Origin of the sequence: Roseococcus suduntuyensis (assembly GCF_014196305.1) — a bacterium.
Classification (GTDB): domain Bacteria; phylum Pseudomonadota; class Alphaproteobacteria; order Acetobacterales; family Acetobacteraceae; genus Roseococcus; species Roseococcus suduntuyensis.
Genome location: NZ_JACIDJ010000001.1, coordinates 562819 through 577715, shown reverse-complemented (window position 1 = coordinate 577715; position 14897 = coordinate 562819). Strand labels below are relative to the sequence as shown.

Genomic DNA, 14897 nt, shown 5'->3' with positions numbered 1-14897 from the left:
CCCTGGTCGCGGAAGCTGCCTAACCTGTCCGGACAAAAAATGAACCGGAGGAAACACCATGCGTGTGCTGGCCTTATTCGGCCTGTTCGTGCTGCTCGCGCTGCCGGCGCGGGCGCAGGCCCCCATCACCCTCGTCGTGAACTTCGTGGCGGGCGGCCCGTCGGACCTGATGGCGCGCTTCCTCGCGCCCGAGCTCTCGCAAATCCTGGGCGCACCCATCGTGGTGAAGAATTCCGCCGGCGCCGCGGGTGTGATCGGCGCGGCGGAGGTGGCGCGCGCCCGGCCTGATGGGCAGACCTTCCTGCTCTCGCCCATCGGCGCCATGGCCATCCAGCCCAATTTCCGCAACGACCTGCCCTATCGCCCGCATGACCTGGTGCCGGTCTGCCAGGTGGCGGACACGCCGGTGGTGCTGATGTCGGCGCCGGGTGGCCCGCGCACGCTGGCCGAGGTGGCGTCCCGCGCGCGCGAGGCGCAGGGGCGGTTCAACTTCGCCTCGACCGGGCCAGGCTCCATGCCGCACATCGCCACCGTCGCGATGGCGCGCGCGATGGGTGCGGAGATGACGCACATCCCCTATCGCGGCAATGCCGAGGCGGTGGTGAGCCTGCTGCGCCAGGATGTGGGCATCTTCGCCGACCAGCCGGGCACGCTGCGCGCCAACAACCTGCACCCCATCGCGATCTTCGCCGAGCAGCGCTCGTCGGAATTCCCCGACACGCCCACGCTGCGCGAGCTGGGGACGGACCTGGTCTACAGCATCTGGTCCGGCCTCTTCGCGCCGCCGGGCACGGCGCCCGAGGTGATCGCGCGCATGGATGCGGCGTGCCAGCGCGCCCTGCAGCAGCCCTCCGTGATCGAGGGCTTCCGGCGGCTGGCGACGCCCATCGTCTATCGCGACGCCGCCGCCTTCCGCGCCTTCCGCGACACGGAGCTGGAGAAGTTCCGCGTGGTGATGCGCGATGCGGGCATCCGCCCCGGGGATTGATGGCGAAGGGCGGCGCGCTCGGAGCAGATCGCGCCCGCTTGCGGGCGCGTGAAGATGCTCCGGCGAGAGAAGCTGGAGCGGGTTCCACGCCCGTGGAAACCGCTCTAGCCTCGCCTTCGAAACGCGGGAGAGGAAGCGCACGATGCCCAACAAGGTCAAGGAAGCGTGGAAGGCCGGCAAGGCGGTGGTGAATGGCTGGCTGGCCATTCCCAACGCCTTCTCCGCCGAGATGTACAGCCAGTGCGGCTGGGACAGCGTCACGGTGGACATGCAGCATGGCGTGCAGGACTACCTGTCTTGCGTGGCGTGTTTCCAGGGCATCGCGGCCTCGGGCTCCGGCGCCACGCCCATGGTGCGCGTGCCGTGGAACGAGCCGGGCATCGTGGGCAAGGTGCTGGACGCCGGCGCCTACGGCGTGATCTGCCCCATGGTGAACACGCCGCAGGAGGCGGCGAACCTGGTTCAGTATGCCAAGTACCCGCCGGCCGGCACGCGCAGCAACGGCCCCATCCGCGCCGGCGCCTATGGCAGCGCTGGCGGCTACCAGGCGACGGCGAATGACGAGATCCTGGTCATTCCCATGATCGAGACGAAGCAGGCCATCGAGAACATCGAGGCCATCCTGGACGTGCCGGGCATTGATGGCATCTACATCGGACCTTCGGACCTCTCCTTCAGCTATGGGCTGACGCCGAAGCTGGATGTGGAGGACCCCTTCATCCTCGACATCTACGAAAAGCTGCTGAAGGAGACGTCCAAGCGCGGCATCGCGGCGGGGCTGCACAACGGCACGCCGGAATACGCGAACCGGATGATCAAGATGGGCTTCAAGCTGGTGACCATCGCCAACGAAGTCGGGCTGATGGTGGCGGCGTCGAAGAATGCGGTGAAGGTGGCGCGGGGCTGAACCGCGCATCGCCCCTGGCGTCAGCCGGGGGCGTGAATCGGCCGCAGCCCGCGTCCGATCGTCCCCGGCGTCAGCCCGGGCGTGAATCGGCCGCGTAGAAGGTGGGGCGGCGCTGGAAGGCGCCGCCCCTTTTCGTTCACGCGCTCTCGTAGAGCCGCGTCAGGCTGAATTCCCGGTGGCCCAGGATTTCCGCCGCCGTCGCCTGCCCATCGGCCGTGCGGAGGATGCAGTCCAGCAGCGCCTCGCCCGCATCGTCCATGTTCATGGTCTTCTGCAGCAGGCCCGTCACGTCCACGTCCACATGCTCGGACATGGTGCGCATGGTGCGTGGGTTGGCCGTCAGCTTGATGACCGGCACGATGGGGTTGCCGATCACGTTGCCCTGGCCCGTCGGGAAGGTGTGCACCGCGAAGCCCGAGGCCGCGCAGAGCGTCACCATCTCGGCGGCCGCGGACGACGAATCCATGAACCACAGCCCGGGGTGCGTCGGCATCTCGGCCTTGTCCAGCACGCCATCCACCGTGCACTTCTTGCCGATCTTCTGGATGTTGCCGAGGGCCTTTTCCTCGATGGTGGTCAGCCCACCCTCGATGTTGCCCTTGGTGGGCTGGCTTTCGGACAGGTCGCTGGTCTTGTTGGCCTCGATCACCGCCTGGTAGCGGTCGAACATCCGCATGAACTCGGCGCGGATTTCGGGCGTCTTGCAGCGCGCGGCCACCAGGTGCTCACCGCCCGTGATTTCGGAGGTTTCGCCGAACACCAGCGTGTTCCCGTTCTCCCACAGCTTGTCGAAGCTGTTGCCGACCGTGGGGCAGGAGGCGAGGCCGCTCGTCGTGTCGCTCTCGCCGCACTTGGTCGAGACCCAGAGGTCCTGCAGCGGCGCGCGCGTGCGCTTCAGCCCCGTCGCGTGCCGCACCATGCGGTAGGCGGCGCGGGAGGCGGCGGCGATGGTGTTGATGTCGCCATTCTGCTCGATGGAGAAGGCTTCCACGGGCTTGCCGGTGGCGGCGATGCCCTCGGCCACCTTGCCCGTCCAACCCGGCTCGATCCCGATGACGACCACGGCCGCCACGTTCGGGTTGCAGCCCGTGCCGATGATGGTGCGGAAGTGCAGGTCGAGGTCCGCGCCGAACTGCAAGCGCCCATAGGCGTGCGGGATGGCGAGGCAGCCCTGGATGTTGCGGGCCACGCCCTCGGCGGCGGCGTTGGAGATGTCGTCCACCGGCAGGATCAGCACGTAATTGCGCACGCCCATCCGGCCGTTCTCGCGGCGCCAGCCTTCGAAGCTGGCGTCCTTCAGATTGATGCCCATGTGGCTGCCCTCACCAACGCTTCGTCTTGACGTTATGGACGTGCAGATGCTCGCCCGGGGCGATGTCCGCGATGGCCTTCCCGATGTCCACGCCATACTTGATGATGGCGTCGCCGGCCTTGATGGGCTTCACGGCAAGCTTGTGGCCGATGGGAATATCGGACTTCGCGTCGAAGTCGATCATCTTGTCCTGGTCCATGATCCAGCCGCTGATGCGGTTGGAGGCCTTGAGCCCCTCCACCACCACGACCCCCACGGAATCCCCCTCGTCATGCACGACGAAATGGATCGTCATCTGTTGGGTACCTCCCTCAATTCGCAATGGCAGGAAGGCTAGACCGCGCCCCATTCCCCTACAACAGGGGTTGCCCATGAGGGGGGTCAAGCACGCGGGTTCAAGCACGGGGGTTCAAGCCGGCCCGTCGCCGTGGCAATCTCATGCCTTGCGAAGGAGGCCACCATGGCGGGCGTGTTCTGGTATGACGGGCAATGGTTCACCGAGGAGCCCAAGATCCTGGGCCCCATGGACCACGCCTTCTGGCTGGGTTCCGTGATCTTCGACGGCGCCCGCGCCATCGAGGGCTGGGCGCCGGACCTCGACCGCCACTGCGCCCGTGCCATCCGCTCCGCGCACGTCATGGGCATGAAGCCGAGCGTGACGGCCGAGCGCATCCAGGAACTCTGCGAGGAAGGCATCCGCCGCATGGGCGCGGGCGCCACCCTCTACGTCCGGCCGATGTTCTTCATCCGCCGCGGCCTGGGGGCGGCGCGGCCCGATCCGGACAGCACGGACTTCATCCTCTCCCTCTACGACGCGCCCATGCCCGAATGGGCCGGCTTCTCGGCCATGCTGACGCCCTTCCGCCGCCCGGCCACCGACATGGCGCCGACGGATGCCAAGGCCGCCTGCCTCTACCCCAACGGCTCCCGCGCCACGGCCTGGGCGGTGGAGCGGGGCGCGAACATGGCGGTGATGAGCGACGTGGCGGGGAACATCGCCGAATTCGCCAGCTCGAACCTCTGGTTCGTGAAGGATGGCGTGGCCATCACGCCGGCGGTGAACCACACCTTCCTCAACGGCATCACCCGTCAGCGCGTCATCAGGCTGCTGGCCGAGGCGGGCATCCCCGTCGAGGAACGCGCCGTGCGCCCGGAGGAGCTGGAGGCGGCCGACGAGATCTTCTCCACCGGCAACTACGGCAAGGTGCAGCCCTGCACGCGCTACAATGGCCGCGACCTGCCCATCGGGCCGGTCACTACCAAGGCGCGCGACCTCTACTTCGCCTGGATGCGCAGCCAGCCGCGCGTGGTGGAGCCCCAACCGGCCAAAATTCCGGCGGCGGCGGCTGAATAGAACGGACCCGCTGGCCCGCATCCTGCACCAGGATGCCGAGGTGATCATCCTCGACAAGCCCGCGGGCCTGGCGGTGCATGCCGGCCCGCGCGGTGGTGCCTCGCTGGAAGGCTGGCTCCCCCTGCTGCAACAGGGCAAGCGGCATCTGCCCCAGCCGGCGCACCGGCTGGACCAGGACACGGCGGGCTGCCTGGCGCTCGGCCGCACCAAGCCCGCGCTGGCTGCACTGGGCGCGCTTTTCGCGGAAGGCCGTGCGCGAAAGACCTATTGGGCCGTGCTGCGCGGCGCCCCGCCCGCGCTGGCCGGCGAAGTGAACGCCCCCCTGCTCAAGCGCAGCACCAAGGCCGAGGGCTGGCGCATGGTGGTGGACCCGGCCGGCCAGCCCGCGCGCACGCAGTATCGCGTGCTGGGCCGCGACGGCGACCTGACGGCGGTGGAACTGCAACCCCGCACCGGCCGCACCCACCAGCTGCGCGTCCACATGGCGCATCTGGGCTGCCCCATCCTGGGCGATGCGCGCTATGGCGGCGGCGCGGGCGCCTTGCACCTGCTGGCGCGCGCGCTGACCCTGCCGCTCGACCCGCCGCGTGCCGCGACAGCCGCCATCCCACCCCACATGACGGAGACCCTGGCGCGATGCGGCGTGGTCTAATCCTGCTGGCGCTCTCGCCACTGCTCATGGCGCAATCCGGCCTGCCCCGCCCGCGTTGCGATTTCGGCGCGGGCGTCGAGGCGCTGCGCGATGCCGCACGCCTCGCCGCCCTGCCTCCGCCCGGCCTGCTGGACGGCCGCGCCCGGGGCGAGGAGATGTCCACCCGCCTGCGCGCCGCCGTGCCCGTCTTCATCGGCTGCGGCTGCGCCACCCTGGCCGCCCACACCGCCGAGGCCGCGGGGCTGGCCGCCAACATGACGGGCGCCACCAGCGCCGCGCAGATCGCGCCCATGCAGGAACAGGCGCGGTTCCGGATTTCCATGGCGCAGGGACACATGGACCGCCAGGGCTGCCGCTGAGCGCGCTATTCGCTATCCTTCCCCCTTCCGGGAGGGCCAGATGGACACCTTGGTGGAATGGGAGGCCGCGGGCGCGATCATTGACGCCGGTGGCGAGATCACGGGTTCGGTCCCGGTGGGGGCGGGCATGGCGGCGACGGTTCGTATCCCGGTGCCCGGCACCAATGGGTTGGCCGTCGAGCTGACGCCGCGCGGCTGGCGCCCAAGGGGCGGAACCACCTCCACTCTCTTCATCCAGGATGCGACGGGGCGGCGGCACCTGCGGCTGGACTACGGGCACAACGTCGCGACCGGGCGGGTGGATTTCCACTGGAACCAGAAGGGCGTGGCGCAGCAATTCGGCCTGGGCAACCACGCGCCGGCCGGGCCGGGGGGTGGGGCGCTCTACCACGGCGCGCGCTATTTCCGCCATGCGGGCCGGCTGCTGATGGTGGTGGGCGTGGCGGCCGACACCTATTCCGTGGTGGTGTCGGACCGGCCCTTCCGCCAGCTCGCCATCGTCACCGGCGGCTGGGCCGGGGCCTGGGCGGGGTGCAAGCTGGTGGGCGCGGCGGGTGCCGCGGGCGGCACGCTGGTGAAGCCCGGCGGCGGCACCGCGGTGGGCGGGTTGCTGGGCTGCCTGGTCGGCGGCGCCAGCGGCTACTGGGCCGGCAAGGTCCTCACCACCGAGGCCATCGAGCTGGGCGAGGAGGTGGTCCGCCGCATCGTCGAGGAAATCTCCGCGCGCGAATACCGCGACAATTCCCCCCTGGGCGGACCCCGGCCCAGCAGCGGCTCGGCCGTGCCCAGCGCGGGGCGGGCGCAATAGGCCATGGAAGCCATCACCCTCGCCGACAACCCGCCCGACCCCGCCTGGCGGCCCCTGAAACTGCCGGGTTGGCGATGCGACCACCTGCTCTGGCCGCGCCGCGCGGATGGCGAGGCGGGGCCGCCGGCGGCCACGGTGGCGGCGCTGGCCGCGGCGCTGGGCGCGGTGGCCGACACCCTCTTCCTGGCCGAGGCCGCCGCCGCGCCGCGCCGCCTGCCCGCGCCCTGGTCCTTGCGCCGCCAGGGCGCGCCCGCCGTCATCGGCCTGGTGCGGACGCGTGACCCGGCCCTGATCGCCACCCTCTTCGACCAGCCGGGCTTCGACTGGACGCAGCGCGGGCAGATGGTGTGGCTCTTCCCGCCCGATGCGCCGCCCTGCGCCGATGCGGAGATCCTCGCCACCATGGAAGAGGACCCGCCGGCAGCGCTGCCCGCCGCCTGCACCGGCCTGTTGCGCCCCGGCACCGATGGCGACTTCGCCGAACTGGCGACGCGCGATGCCGCCCTGCGCGCGGCGGTGCTGGCGGCGCTGTCTCAGCCGCGCGCGCCCACCCCCCGCCAATAGGGGATCAGCGCGAAGAGCCAGTAGCCCGCCAGCGTCACCGCGCCATGGGCGGTCCAGAAGCTCTCCAGCCAGGTGGGAAAATCCCAGCCGCGCAGCACCATCCCCAGCGTGAATTCCAGGAACAGCAGCAGTGCCAGCGCCGCGAAGCCCGCGCGCAGCCGCCCCACGCCCGGCGGCACGCGGCGCATCACGCGCGGGGCCAGCCACCAGCAGGCCGCCAGCAGCAGGGGCAACTCCACCAGCAGTGCGCCCACGCGGCCCAGCGCCGGGGCCAGCAGCAACTCCCGCACCGGGCCCAGCACGAAGCCGAGCGCGAAGGCCAGCAGCACATAGACCAGGGCGGCACGCAGTTCGCGACTCATGCCCGCGCGGCTCCCCCACGACTCATCGCCCGCACGCCTCCCGCATGACGCTCATCGCACCCGCAGCTCCACCCCCGCGCTGGTGCCTTCGGCGTCCAGCACGGTGATGCGGTAGAAGCCAGGCCCCGGCGGCACCCAGCCCACCTCGCGCCGCGCGCGGTCCAGCGCCAGCGGCGCGCCATCCACCAGGAAGGTCAGCGGGCGCTGGCCGCCGGCGGCGCGCAGCACCACGCGCCCAGCCTCGGGCAGGGTGGCGCCGGGCGGTGGAAACAGCAGCCGGACGGGGTCGGCGCGGGGGGCGGCCGCCGCGACGGTCGGGCCGGGGCGCAGCGGCCAGGGCTCCAACGGCGCCGGGGGCAGCCGGGCGAAGACCTGCGCCAGCAGCGGCAAGGCGAGCCGCGCGCCCGTGGCCCCCGGCATGGGCGTGCCATCGGGCCGCCCGACCCAGACGCCGACCACATGGCGCGCGTCCAGCCCCATGGCCCAGGCATCGCGCCCGCCCCAGCTCGTGCCCGTCTTCCAGGCGATGCCGGAGGGGCCGCCACCCGGCAGGGGCTGCACCAGCAGGCGTGCGGTGGTGCGGGCGGCCCGCGCCTCGATGGCGCCACCGCCCTCGCGCCCCAGAAGGGTGTAGAGCCCCACCATCTCCCGCAGCGTCACCCCCACCCCGCCCAGCGCCAGCGGCAGCGCGGGTTCCGCGCCCGGTGGCAGGCGCGGCAGGGCGCCGCCCGCCTTCATGGCGGTGACGAGGCGCATGGGCCCCACCTCCTGCAGCAGGGCCACCGCGGGCTGGTTCAGGCTTTGCCGCAGCGCGTCGGCCACGCGCAGGCGGCCCTGGAATTCGCGGTCGAAGTTTTCGGGGGCGTAGGTGCCGAAGCGGCGCGGCAGGTCCTCCAGCAGCGTGTCGGGGCGCACCACGCCGGCCTCGAAGGCCAGCGCATAGACCAAGGGCTTCAGCGCCGAGCCCGGCGAGCGCACGGCGCGCGTCAGATCCAGCGCGCCCGCCCTTCCCTCCGCCATCCAGTCGCCGCCGAACGCGGCGCGGGTTTCGCCCGTGGCGATGTCCGTCACCATGATGGCCAGCGAGACGCGCGGCGGCAGCCCGTGCAGCGCGCGCGCGGCGAGTGCTTCGATGGAACGCTGCAGGTCCAGGTCGAGCGTGGGCGGCGCCGCCTCATCCCGGGTGAAATGCGGCCCGTGGCGTGGCAGGGCGTGGCGTTGGCTGGGCACCTCGCCCGCCAGCGCGATTTCGGCCTGTGTTGCCACGCCGCGCGCGCGGGCCAGCAGCACCGCATCGCGCGCGGCCCGCGCGGCGTCGGGGAAACGGTCGGGGCGCGTCGCCTCGGGGCGCCGGGCCAGCGCCACCAGCAGCGCGGATTCCGCCGGGTCCAGCGTGGAGAGCGGCCGCCCGAACCAGGCCAGCGCCCCCGCGCGCAGCCCCTCGATATTCCCACCCTGCGGCGCCAGCGTCAGCCAGATGTCCAGCACGCCCGCACGGCCATACCGCCATTGCAGCTGCAAGGCGCGCGCCGCCTCGATCATCTTGCTGCGGAGGGTGCGCGGCCGTGGCTCCAGCAGCCGCGCCGCCTGCATGGCGAGCGTCGAGCCGCCCGAGACCACCCTGCCCGCCCGCGCCCATTGCGCCGCCGCGCGGGTGATGGCCAGCGGGTCCACGCCCGGGTGGTGGTGGAAGCGGCCATCCTCGGCGGCGATCAGCATCTCGATCAGGTGCGGCGGCGCGTCGGCCGCGCGCGTGTGCATGCGCCACACGCCACCCGGCGCGGGCCAGACGGCCAGCAGCCGCCCATCGCGCGCCGGCACCTCGCGCGCGCGCAGTTCGTAGCGCAGCAAATTGGGCGGTAAGGCGCGGTCCAGCGCCCAGGCGCCGCCCGCCAGCAGGGCCAGGACGGCCAGCAGGCGGGCGGGCCCACGCATCACATCACGCCGGCTCGGCGTTGCGGCCCGCCACCATCTTCTGGAAGGCGGGGCGCGCCTGGCAGGCGGCCAGCCAGGCCTTCACGCGGGGTGCCGCTTCGAACAGCTCGGGCACGGGCTGCGCGTAGCGGATCACCTCCGCCATGTTCAGGTCGGCCACGGTGAAGCGGCTACCCACGAGATAGCCCGTCGCGGCCAGCGCCTCGTCCAGCACGCGGAAGGGCCGCGCGAGCGCCGCCACAGCCTCGGCGAGCCGCGCGGGGTCGCGCGCCGCCTCGGGGAACATCACCTTGTGGTAGAGGATCTGGATCGTGTGGATCTCGGCCTCGGTCATGGCCCAGATGGCCCATTGGGTCATCAGCGCGTCCTCGTTCAGGTCGCGCGGGGCGAGGTCGCCGCCGAACTTCTTCGCCATGAACAGGTTGATGGCGAGCGATTCGGCCAGCACCAGCCCATCCATCTCCATGGCCGGGATGAGCCCGTTCGGGTTCACTTTCAGGAATTCCGGCGACTTGGTGTTGATCGGCGCGGTCGTCGCCAGCGGGTCCGCGAGGCGCCCGGCCTGGATCACGGGGATGTGCTTGAAATCCACCCCCAGCTCATAGGCCAGCCAGATGTTGCGCGAGGCGCGGGAGCGGAAGCAGCCATAGATGGTCAGCATGAAGCGGTGTTCTCCTGGACGCGCGAATGCTCCGCACGGCCGGGGCGCGGCGTCAACGGGTCAGCGGAACTCCTCATCGGGCAGCACGCCGAAGATCTCGGCGCGGCGGACATAGCCGCGGCGGTTCTGCACCTGCACCTCGCACCATTCGCTGCCGGCCTCGCAGAGCCGCAGCCGGCCGATGACGCCGGGCTGCAGGCGCGCCACGGCGGCCCCGCCCTCCTCCGGGCGGCGGCGCAGCAGCACCTCTCCCGCCACTGCGGAGGTATTGGCCTGGGTCACGCCCGGTTGCGGCTGGCGCACGATGAAGGTGCGGCGCCCAGGCCGCAGGGTGGAGGCGGCGAGCCAGCCCTCGGTGCCGTCCGGGTCGCGGACGCGGCGCCATTCCTCATGCTCGCGGACGATCATCACCGGCAGGTCGGCGCGCTGGTAGCGCCATTCCACCGGGAAGCGCAGGCCCGGCCCCACCCGCAAATTCACCTGGTTGGAGGCGAGCGCGGTGAAGCGCGGCAGGGGCAGGCCGGTGCTGGTGCCGGTGCCGGGGGCGGGCCATTCGGGCGGCGGCGGGGTGGGGGGCGCGGCATTCGCGGCGGCTGCGGCAGCGGCCGCCGCAGCCGCCGCGGCCGCAGCGGCGGCGGTCGCTGCCGCCGGGGCGGGGCGCTGCGGCGGGCGCACCGCATTGGGCCGGTTGGCGTCGGGGCGCTGCACGGTGGGCGGCTGGCGCTGGGCGGGCGGGCGTTGTGCGGGCGGGCGCTGGGCCTGGCCGGCCGGCCGTTGCGCCGGGCGCTGGGCCTGCGGCGTGGCGGGCCGCTGCGCGGGGGTAGGGCGCGCCTGGCCCTGGCTGGTGGGGCGCTGGGCCGGCGTGGCGGCGCGCGGCGGCGTGGGGGGCGGCAGCGATCCCGCACCCCCCAGCGAGGATTGCGCCAGCATGAAGTTCCGCCCCCCGGTCGGGGCGGTTTCGGCGCGCCCCTCGGCCGCCCCGGTCAGGAGGGCGGCCAGGGCGACAAGGCGGAGGGCAACGCGCATGCCCTTCGATGCCAAGCCGGGGGCGTGCGGGTCAAGCCTCCCGCGGCGCTGCATCGTGCAAAGCGCGGCGCGGCGCGCTTTCCTGCGGCACTTCGCGCCGCCGCGGAGGAATCCCTGATGTCTCCCGCATGGTGCCGGCGATCGGCCGCCACCATGGCCGCCTCACGGCGCGCCGTGGCGCCTCACCAGCGCCGCGCCCAGCGCCGCCAGGCGTTCGCGCAGGGCGGGGGGTTCCAGCACCTCCACCGCCTCGCCCCAGGTGGCGAAGTGATAGGCCATCTCGTCCAGGCCCCCCGCTTCGAAGCGCAGCACCAGGGCGCCATCGGGCTGCGTCTCGAAGCGCTGGGTGGGGTGGAAGGCCCAGTGGCGCGCCTCCACCGCGGCACTGCCGGTGAAGCGCAGCACCACCTGGTGCGGCGCCTCGCGCCACACGCCGAAGCTCTGCGCCGCGAGCGCGGGCAGGGTGAAGCCGGGGCGGGGGGAGAAGGCCTCGTTCATCGGCTCGGCCGAGAGCACGCGGTCCAGCCGCCACACCGCCGCATCGGGCTTGTCCACCCGTGCGGCCAGCAGGTAGGGCCGCGTGCCGTAGAGCAGCCCGTAGGGTTCCACCACATGCTCGCGCAGCGCGCCCCGGCTGGGCCGGTAGGCCAGGCGGATGCGGCGGTTGGCGAGGATGGCCTCGCGCAGCGTCGCGATCAGGCGTTCGGGCACATGCACGCGCGGGCCGGGGCGCATGGCCAGGCCCTCCGCCGCCAGCATGGCCTCCACATCGGGTTCGGCGCGTTGCAGGGCGCGGGCGTCCATGGCGGCGCGCAGCTTCTCGGCCGCGTTGCGCAGCAGGGCGGCGCGTTCCTCCAGCCCCTCGGCGGCCAGGCGACGGGCGGCGAGGTCCATCTCCGCCGCCTCCGCCGCCGTCAGCGGCTTCACGCGCGAGAGGGTGGAGGCCGGCAGGCGCCAGCGCTTCTGCGCCTCATCCGTCGGCACCTGCTCCAGGCCGCCGCAGACCTCCTTGATGGCGGCGAGCATGCGCTCGACCGTCCGGCGCCCGACGCCCATTTCCTCGGCCAGCTCATTCAGCGTGCGGCCGGTGCGGGTGCCCGTCAGCAGCAGAATGAGGCGCAGGCCGTCCGCAAGCTTCGCATGCCGTTCCGCCATGGGTTGCATGATAGTGCAATAGTTATAGGGGGCAAGCCTCGCTCAACCAGGAGTGCCAGAAGCCAGCCGTGCCGCAGCCGCCTCCACCGCCGCCTCGCGGATGGGGCGGCGCGCCTCGCCCGCCGCGCGGGCGCGGGCCAGGATGTGCGGGGCTGCCGTGAAGGGCGTGCCGCTGCGGAAGGGCGGCTCCGGGTCGTATTCGATCTGGAGCTGGATTTGCTGCGCCGCCTCCTCGCCCGCGATGTCGGCCACCACCCGCAACGCCATGTCGATGCCGGAGGTGACGCCGCCGGCGGTGTAGAACTTGCCGTCCTTCGTCATGCGCTCATCCCGCACCTCGGCGCCGAAGCGGGCCAGCAGGTGCCGCGCCGCCCAATGCGAGCCGGCGCGGCGGCCGCGCAGCAGCCCGGTGGCGCCGATCAGCAGCGAGCCGGTGCAGATGCCGAAGACGTTCTCGGCGCCCTCGCATTGGCGGCGGACGAATTCCACCGTCGCCTCATCGGTCAGCGCGTCATCGGTGCCGGGGCCGCCGGGGATGGCGAAGAGGTCGTATTGGGGCGCGGTGTCGAAGCCCTGGTCGGCGTGGATGACCATGCCCTTGGCGGTGCGGACTGGGCCGGCCTGCTTCGCCACGATCTCGACCTTCCAGCCGGGGAGATTGGCCAGCACCTCATAGGGCCCGGTGAGGTCGAGCTGCGTCAGGCCGGGGAAGAGCAGCAGGCCGGCGGTCTTGGTGGCTTGGGACATGGCGGGTGTTTCCTGGACGGGGTGTTGTCGCCATGTTCGCGGATGGGCGCGCCGGTGCAATAGCTGCGGCAGCCTGCTTTACGGGGTGGGTTGCGCCCGCGTAATCTGCGGTTGGGCGTGCGCGGGCGTGCGCGGGCGTGCCGGAATGGTAGACGGAAGGGCCTTAAAAGCCCTCGGTCCTTGGGACCGTGCGGGTTCGAGTCCCGCCGCCCGTATTATTCTTTTCCATCGGCCAAGTTACAAACGGCCAAGTTACAAAACGCGTCAATCGCAGATAAAATCTCTACGAGATCAGGAGCGACCTGCCCGATACGAACTTGAGACAAAATCATAGCCTCGGTGAGGGACACGCCCGTATCTGACTTGAGGCGCTCAAAGAGTCTAGATAGAGCCTCTTTTCCCGGGAGAAGACGGAGCAATAAATCGTCATCAATCGTCATTTTTCTAGCCAAATTCATAGAAATTTTAATTACTGTCGACTCATCGTATTTATTCTTACGCCTGGATCTATATCTAATTTCTTGCGACGACAGTTGGCTACCAACCTCTGTCTCAAGTTCAGACGCGATCTTTCTTAACATATCCCTGATCATAGTGGCAGAAACTGAGGCAGGTAAGGTTCGCTCGCGCAGGCGTAAATTCGCGGCGGCAGCAATAGCTTCAGGAATTAATAAATAATTTTCTATTTCTTTCCTTTCTAGAATTCGAACTTTTAAACGTGGTGCATCAAACTCAGCCAAAAAATCGGCTACTTCTGCGTCAGATTTGAAGTCACGATCAAAAACACAGAACGCATCCATTTCTATTTTGATAATTTCCTGAAATGCCCAGACCGCCGCTTGGGCTTTGCGCCATTCAGAAAAGCCGCCCAGCTTCATAATTGGAACATTATTAGTTTCGTGAAGCATAACTAAGCCAAGTATTTGCGCAAATTTCCGTAACAGCCTACCATCCTTGCCTTCAACAAAAATTATTCGCCGAGATTTTGCGATGCGAGCAAATTCAGCGTTCTCATGTGAGCCAAGATAGCGGTGAAGGGCTAAAAATTCGTCTTCCGAACTGATGCGCCGAGCTGCCCTATATGAGGAATTTATTGTAACAACTTCCTCGGTATCGGCCTCATTTATTATTTCAATTGCATGGGTGGCAATAACAAATTGACCACAACGTTCCTTTATGAGTCGATATAGAGCGCGCTGAAGATCAGGATGAAGGTATACATCTGGTTCATCAAGAACGAGAATACTATTTAATGTACAATTTTGAAGATGCGTCATTAGCTGAAGCCAAATTTGAAAACCAAATCCAGAACAATAAATTTCTCGTGGAATCCTTCTTTCTTCAAAATACATAGTTACAACTTTGCTTGTAATAGTAGGTTGATTGGGAAACTGCACCACTATGTTTGGCCACACCCTCTCAACATCAGCTCTAAATTTTTGAAAATCTTCTTCCGACTGCCTAAGCCAGAAATTACGAAAAGATCGACTTGCGAGGCGAGTTCGAGCATTTGCTTTTACTGTTTCATCTTTCAGATAAATTTCGTTTTCTTCGAGAGGTGAAATAGGAGGGATAATAACAAGATCAACTGGAAAAAGCGACCGAAATTCGGAACTCTTCCGCGGGAGACGCGCACTAGTTTCCATATGCATTATAGGCGCTCTTGTTTCTGAAAAAGTAATCACAATTTTATTCTTATTGGCGTGCGTAAATTCTAATATAGAATCATCTTCACTATAATTATTACTTAAATTATCATTTAGAAAGTCAACAATTCTCATTGGAAGCTCAAAATAAGAAACCACGCCTTTACCCTCAATAGACTTTAATTTTGGAGAAGCTCCCTTAGCATATCTCAGGGCAGAATCCAAAATCTTGAAACAATCTAAAACAGAAGATTTACCTGAATTATTGGGTCCAACCAAAATATTTCCATTTGTCAGTTTCACATGATATCGGTCAAATCTTTTGAAATTGGTTATTCTTAGATGTAGTATCATATCTTTATTTCCTTCGGTCGCGTTCGCTAAATATTAATGGTCTGCCGCACCGTAATTTTCGCGGCTA

General features: G+C 68.3%; 16 protein-coding genes and 1 tRNA gene. 8 read left to right on the top strand and 9 right to left on the bottom strand.

The features are described 5' to 3' along the window. Positions 1–58 precede the first annotated feature (58 nt). Positions 59–988: a Bug family tripartite tricarboxylate transporter substrate binding protein gene (locus GGQ83_RS02660; RefSeq protein WP_184382043.1), complete on the top strand. Its 930-nt coding sequence runs from the start codon at positions 59–61 to the stop codon at positions 986–988. 142 nt (positions 989–1130) lie between these two features. Further along, a complete protein-coding gene (locus GGQ83_RS02655) occupies positions 1131–1895 on the top strand; it encodes an HpcH/HpaI aldolase family protein (RefSeq protein ID WP_184382042.1) in 765 nt (254 codons plus the stop codon). A 136-nt stretch (positions 1896–2031) separates the two neighbouring features. On the opposite strand, the gene GGQ83_RS02650 is transcribed toward GGQ83_RS02655, so the two are convergent. Together GGQ83_RS02650 and GGQ83_RS02645 are read right to left on the bottom strand one after the other, a co-directional pair. Beyond that, a complete protein-coding gene (locus GGQ83_RS02650; RefSeq protein WP_184382041.1) occupies positions 2032–3207 on the bottom strand; it encodes a UxaA family hydrolase in 1176 nt (391 codons plus the stop codon). A 10-nt stretch (positions 3208–3217) separates the two neighbouring features. Next, the gene (locus GGQ83_RS02645) at positions 3218–3502 is read right to left on the bottom strand and encodes a UxaA family hydrolase (protein WP_184382040.1); all 285 of its coding nucleotides are present in this window, start codon (positions 3500–3502) and stop codon (positions 3218–3220) included. Positions 3503–3667: 165 nt separating this feature from the next. On the opposite strand from GGQ83_RS02645, the gene GGQ83_RS02640 reads away from it, so the two are divergent. The 5 genes from GGQ83_RS02640 to GGQ83_RS02620 are packed head-to-tail and all read left to right on the top strand — an operon-like array spanning position 3668 to position 6944. Further along, on the top strand, positions 3668–4561 hold the full coding sequence (locus tag GGQ83_RS02640; protein ID WP_184382039.1) for a branched-chain amino acid aminotransferase: 894 nt from the start codon (positions 3668–3670) through the stop codon (positions 4559–4561). Between the two features lie 40 nt (positions 4562–4601). Then, positions 4602–5213: an RluA family pseudouridine synthase gene (locus tag GGQ83_RS02635; protein WP_184382982.1), complete on the top strand. Its 612-nt coding sequence runs from the start codon at positions 4602–4604 to the stop codon at positions 5211–5213. Then, positions 5198–5572: a hypothetical protein gene (locus GGQ83_RS02630; protein ID WP_184382038.1), complete on the top strand. Its 375-nt coding sequence runs from the start codon at positions 5198–5200 to the stop codon at positions 5570–5572. Before GGQ83_RS02635 ends, GGQ83_RS02630 begins: the two co-directional genes overlap by 16 nt. 40 nt (positions 5573–5612) lie before the next feature. Then, positions 5613–6380 carry a hypothetical protein gene (locus GGQ83_RS02625; RefSeq protein ID WP_184382037.1) on the top strand — a complete coding sequence of 256 codons (768 nt, stop codon included), beginning with the start codon at positions 5613–5615 and terminating at the stop codon, positions 6378–6380. A 3-nt stretch (positions 6381–6383) separates the two neighbouring features. Further along, on the top strand, positions 6384–6944 hold the full coding sequence (locus GGQ83_RS02620) for a hypothetical protein (protein WP_184382036.1): 561 nt from the start codon (positions 6384–6386) through the stop codon (positions 6942–6944). Here GGQ83_RS02620 and GGQ83_RS02615 read toward each other — a convergent pair. From GGQ83_RS02615 to GGQ83_RS02590, 6 genes are all read right to left on the bottom strand, one after another. Continuing rightward, entirely contained in the window at positions 6914–7306 is a 393-nt protein-coding gene (locus GGQ83_RS02615; protein ID WP_184382035.1) for a hypothetical protein, read from the bottom strand. The two genes, GGQ83_RS02620 and GGQ83_RS02615, sit on opposite strands and share 31 nt — an antisense overlap. Before the next feature lie 51 nt (positions 7307–7357). Further along, the gene (locus GGQ83_RS02610) at positions 7358–9241 is read right to left on the bottom strand and encodes a transglycosylase domain-containing protein (protein ID WP_242534836.1); all 1884 of its coding nucleotides are present in this window, start codon (positions 9239–9241) and stop codon (positions 7358–7360) included. Positions 9242–9245: 4 nt separating this feature from the next. Further along, on the bottom strand, positions 9246–9902 hold the full coding sequence (locus GGQ83_RS02605) for a glutathione S-transferase family protein (protein ID WP_184382034.1): 657 nt from the start codon (positions 9900–9902) through the stop codon (positions 9246–9248). A 60-nt stretch (positions 9903–9962) separates the two neighbouring features. After that, on the bottom strand, positions 9963–10832 hold the full coding sequence (locus tag GGQ83_RS02600; protein WP_375781508.1) for an SH3 domain-containing protein: 870 nt from the start codon (positions 10830–10832) through the stop codon (positions 9963–9965). Between the two features lie 258 nt (positions 10833–11090). After that, entirely contained in the window at positions 11091–12083 is a 993-nt protein-coding gene (locus GGQ83_RS02595) for a helix-turn-helix transcriptional regulator (RefSeq protein WP_184382032.1), read from the bottom strand. Between the two features lie 42 nt (positions 12084–12125). Beyond that, on the bottom strand, positions 12126–12830 hold the full coding sequence (locus GGQ83_RS02590) for a DJ-1/PfpI family protein (protein WP_184382031.1): 705 nt from the start codon (positions 12828–12830) through the stop codon (positions 12126–12128). 131 nt (positions 12831–12961) lie between these two features. Between GGQ83_RS02590 and GGQ83_RS02585 the strand changes: the two genes are divergently transcribed. Then, positions 12962–13045 (top strand) — tRNA-Leu (locus tag GGQ83_RS02585). On the opposite strand, the gene GGQ83_RS02580 is transcribed toward GGQ83_RS02585, so the two are convergent. Continuing rightward, on the bottom strand, positions 13046–14830 hold the full coding sequence (locus tag GGQ83_RS02580; RefSeq protein ID WP_260170361.1) for an ATP-dependent nuclease: 1785 nt from the start codon (positions 14828–14830) through the stop codon (positions 13046–13048). Between the last annotated feature and the right edge of the window lie 67 nt (positions 14831–14897).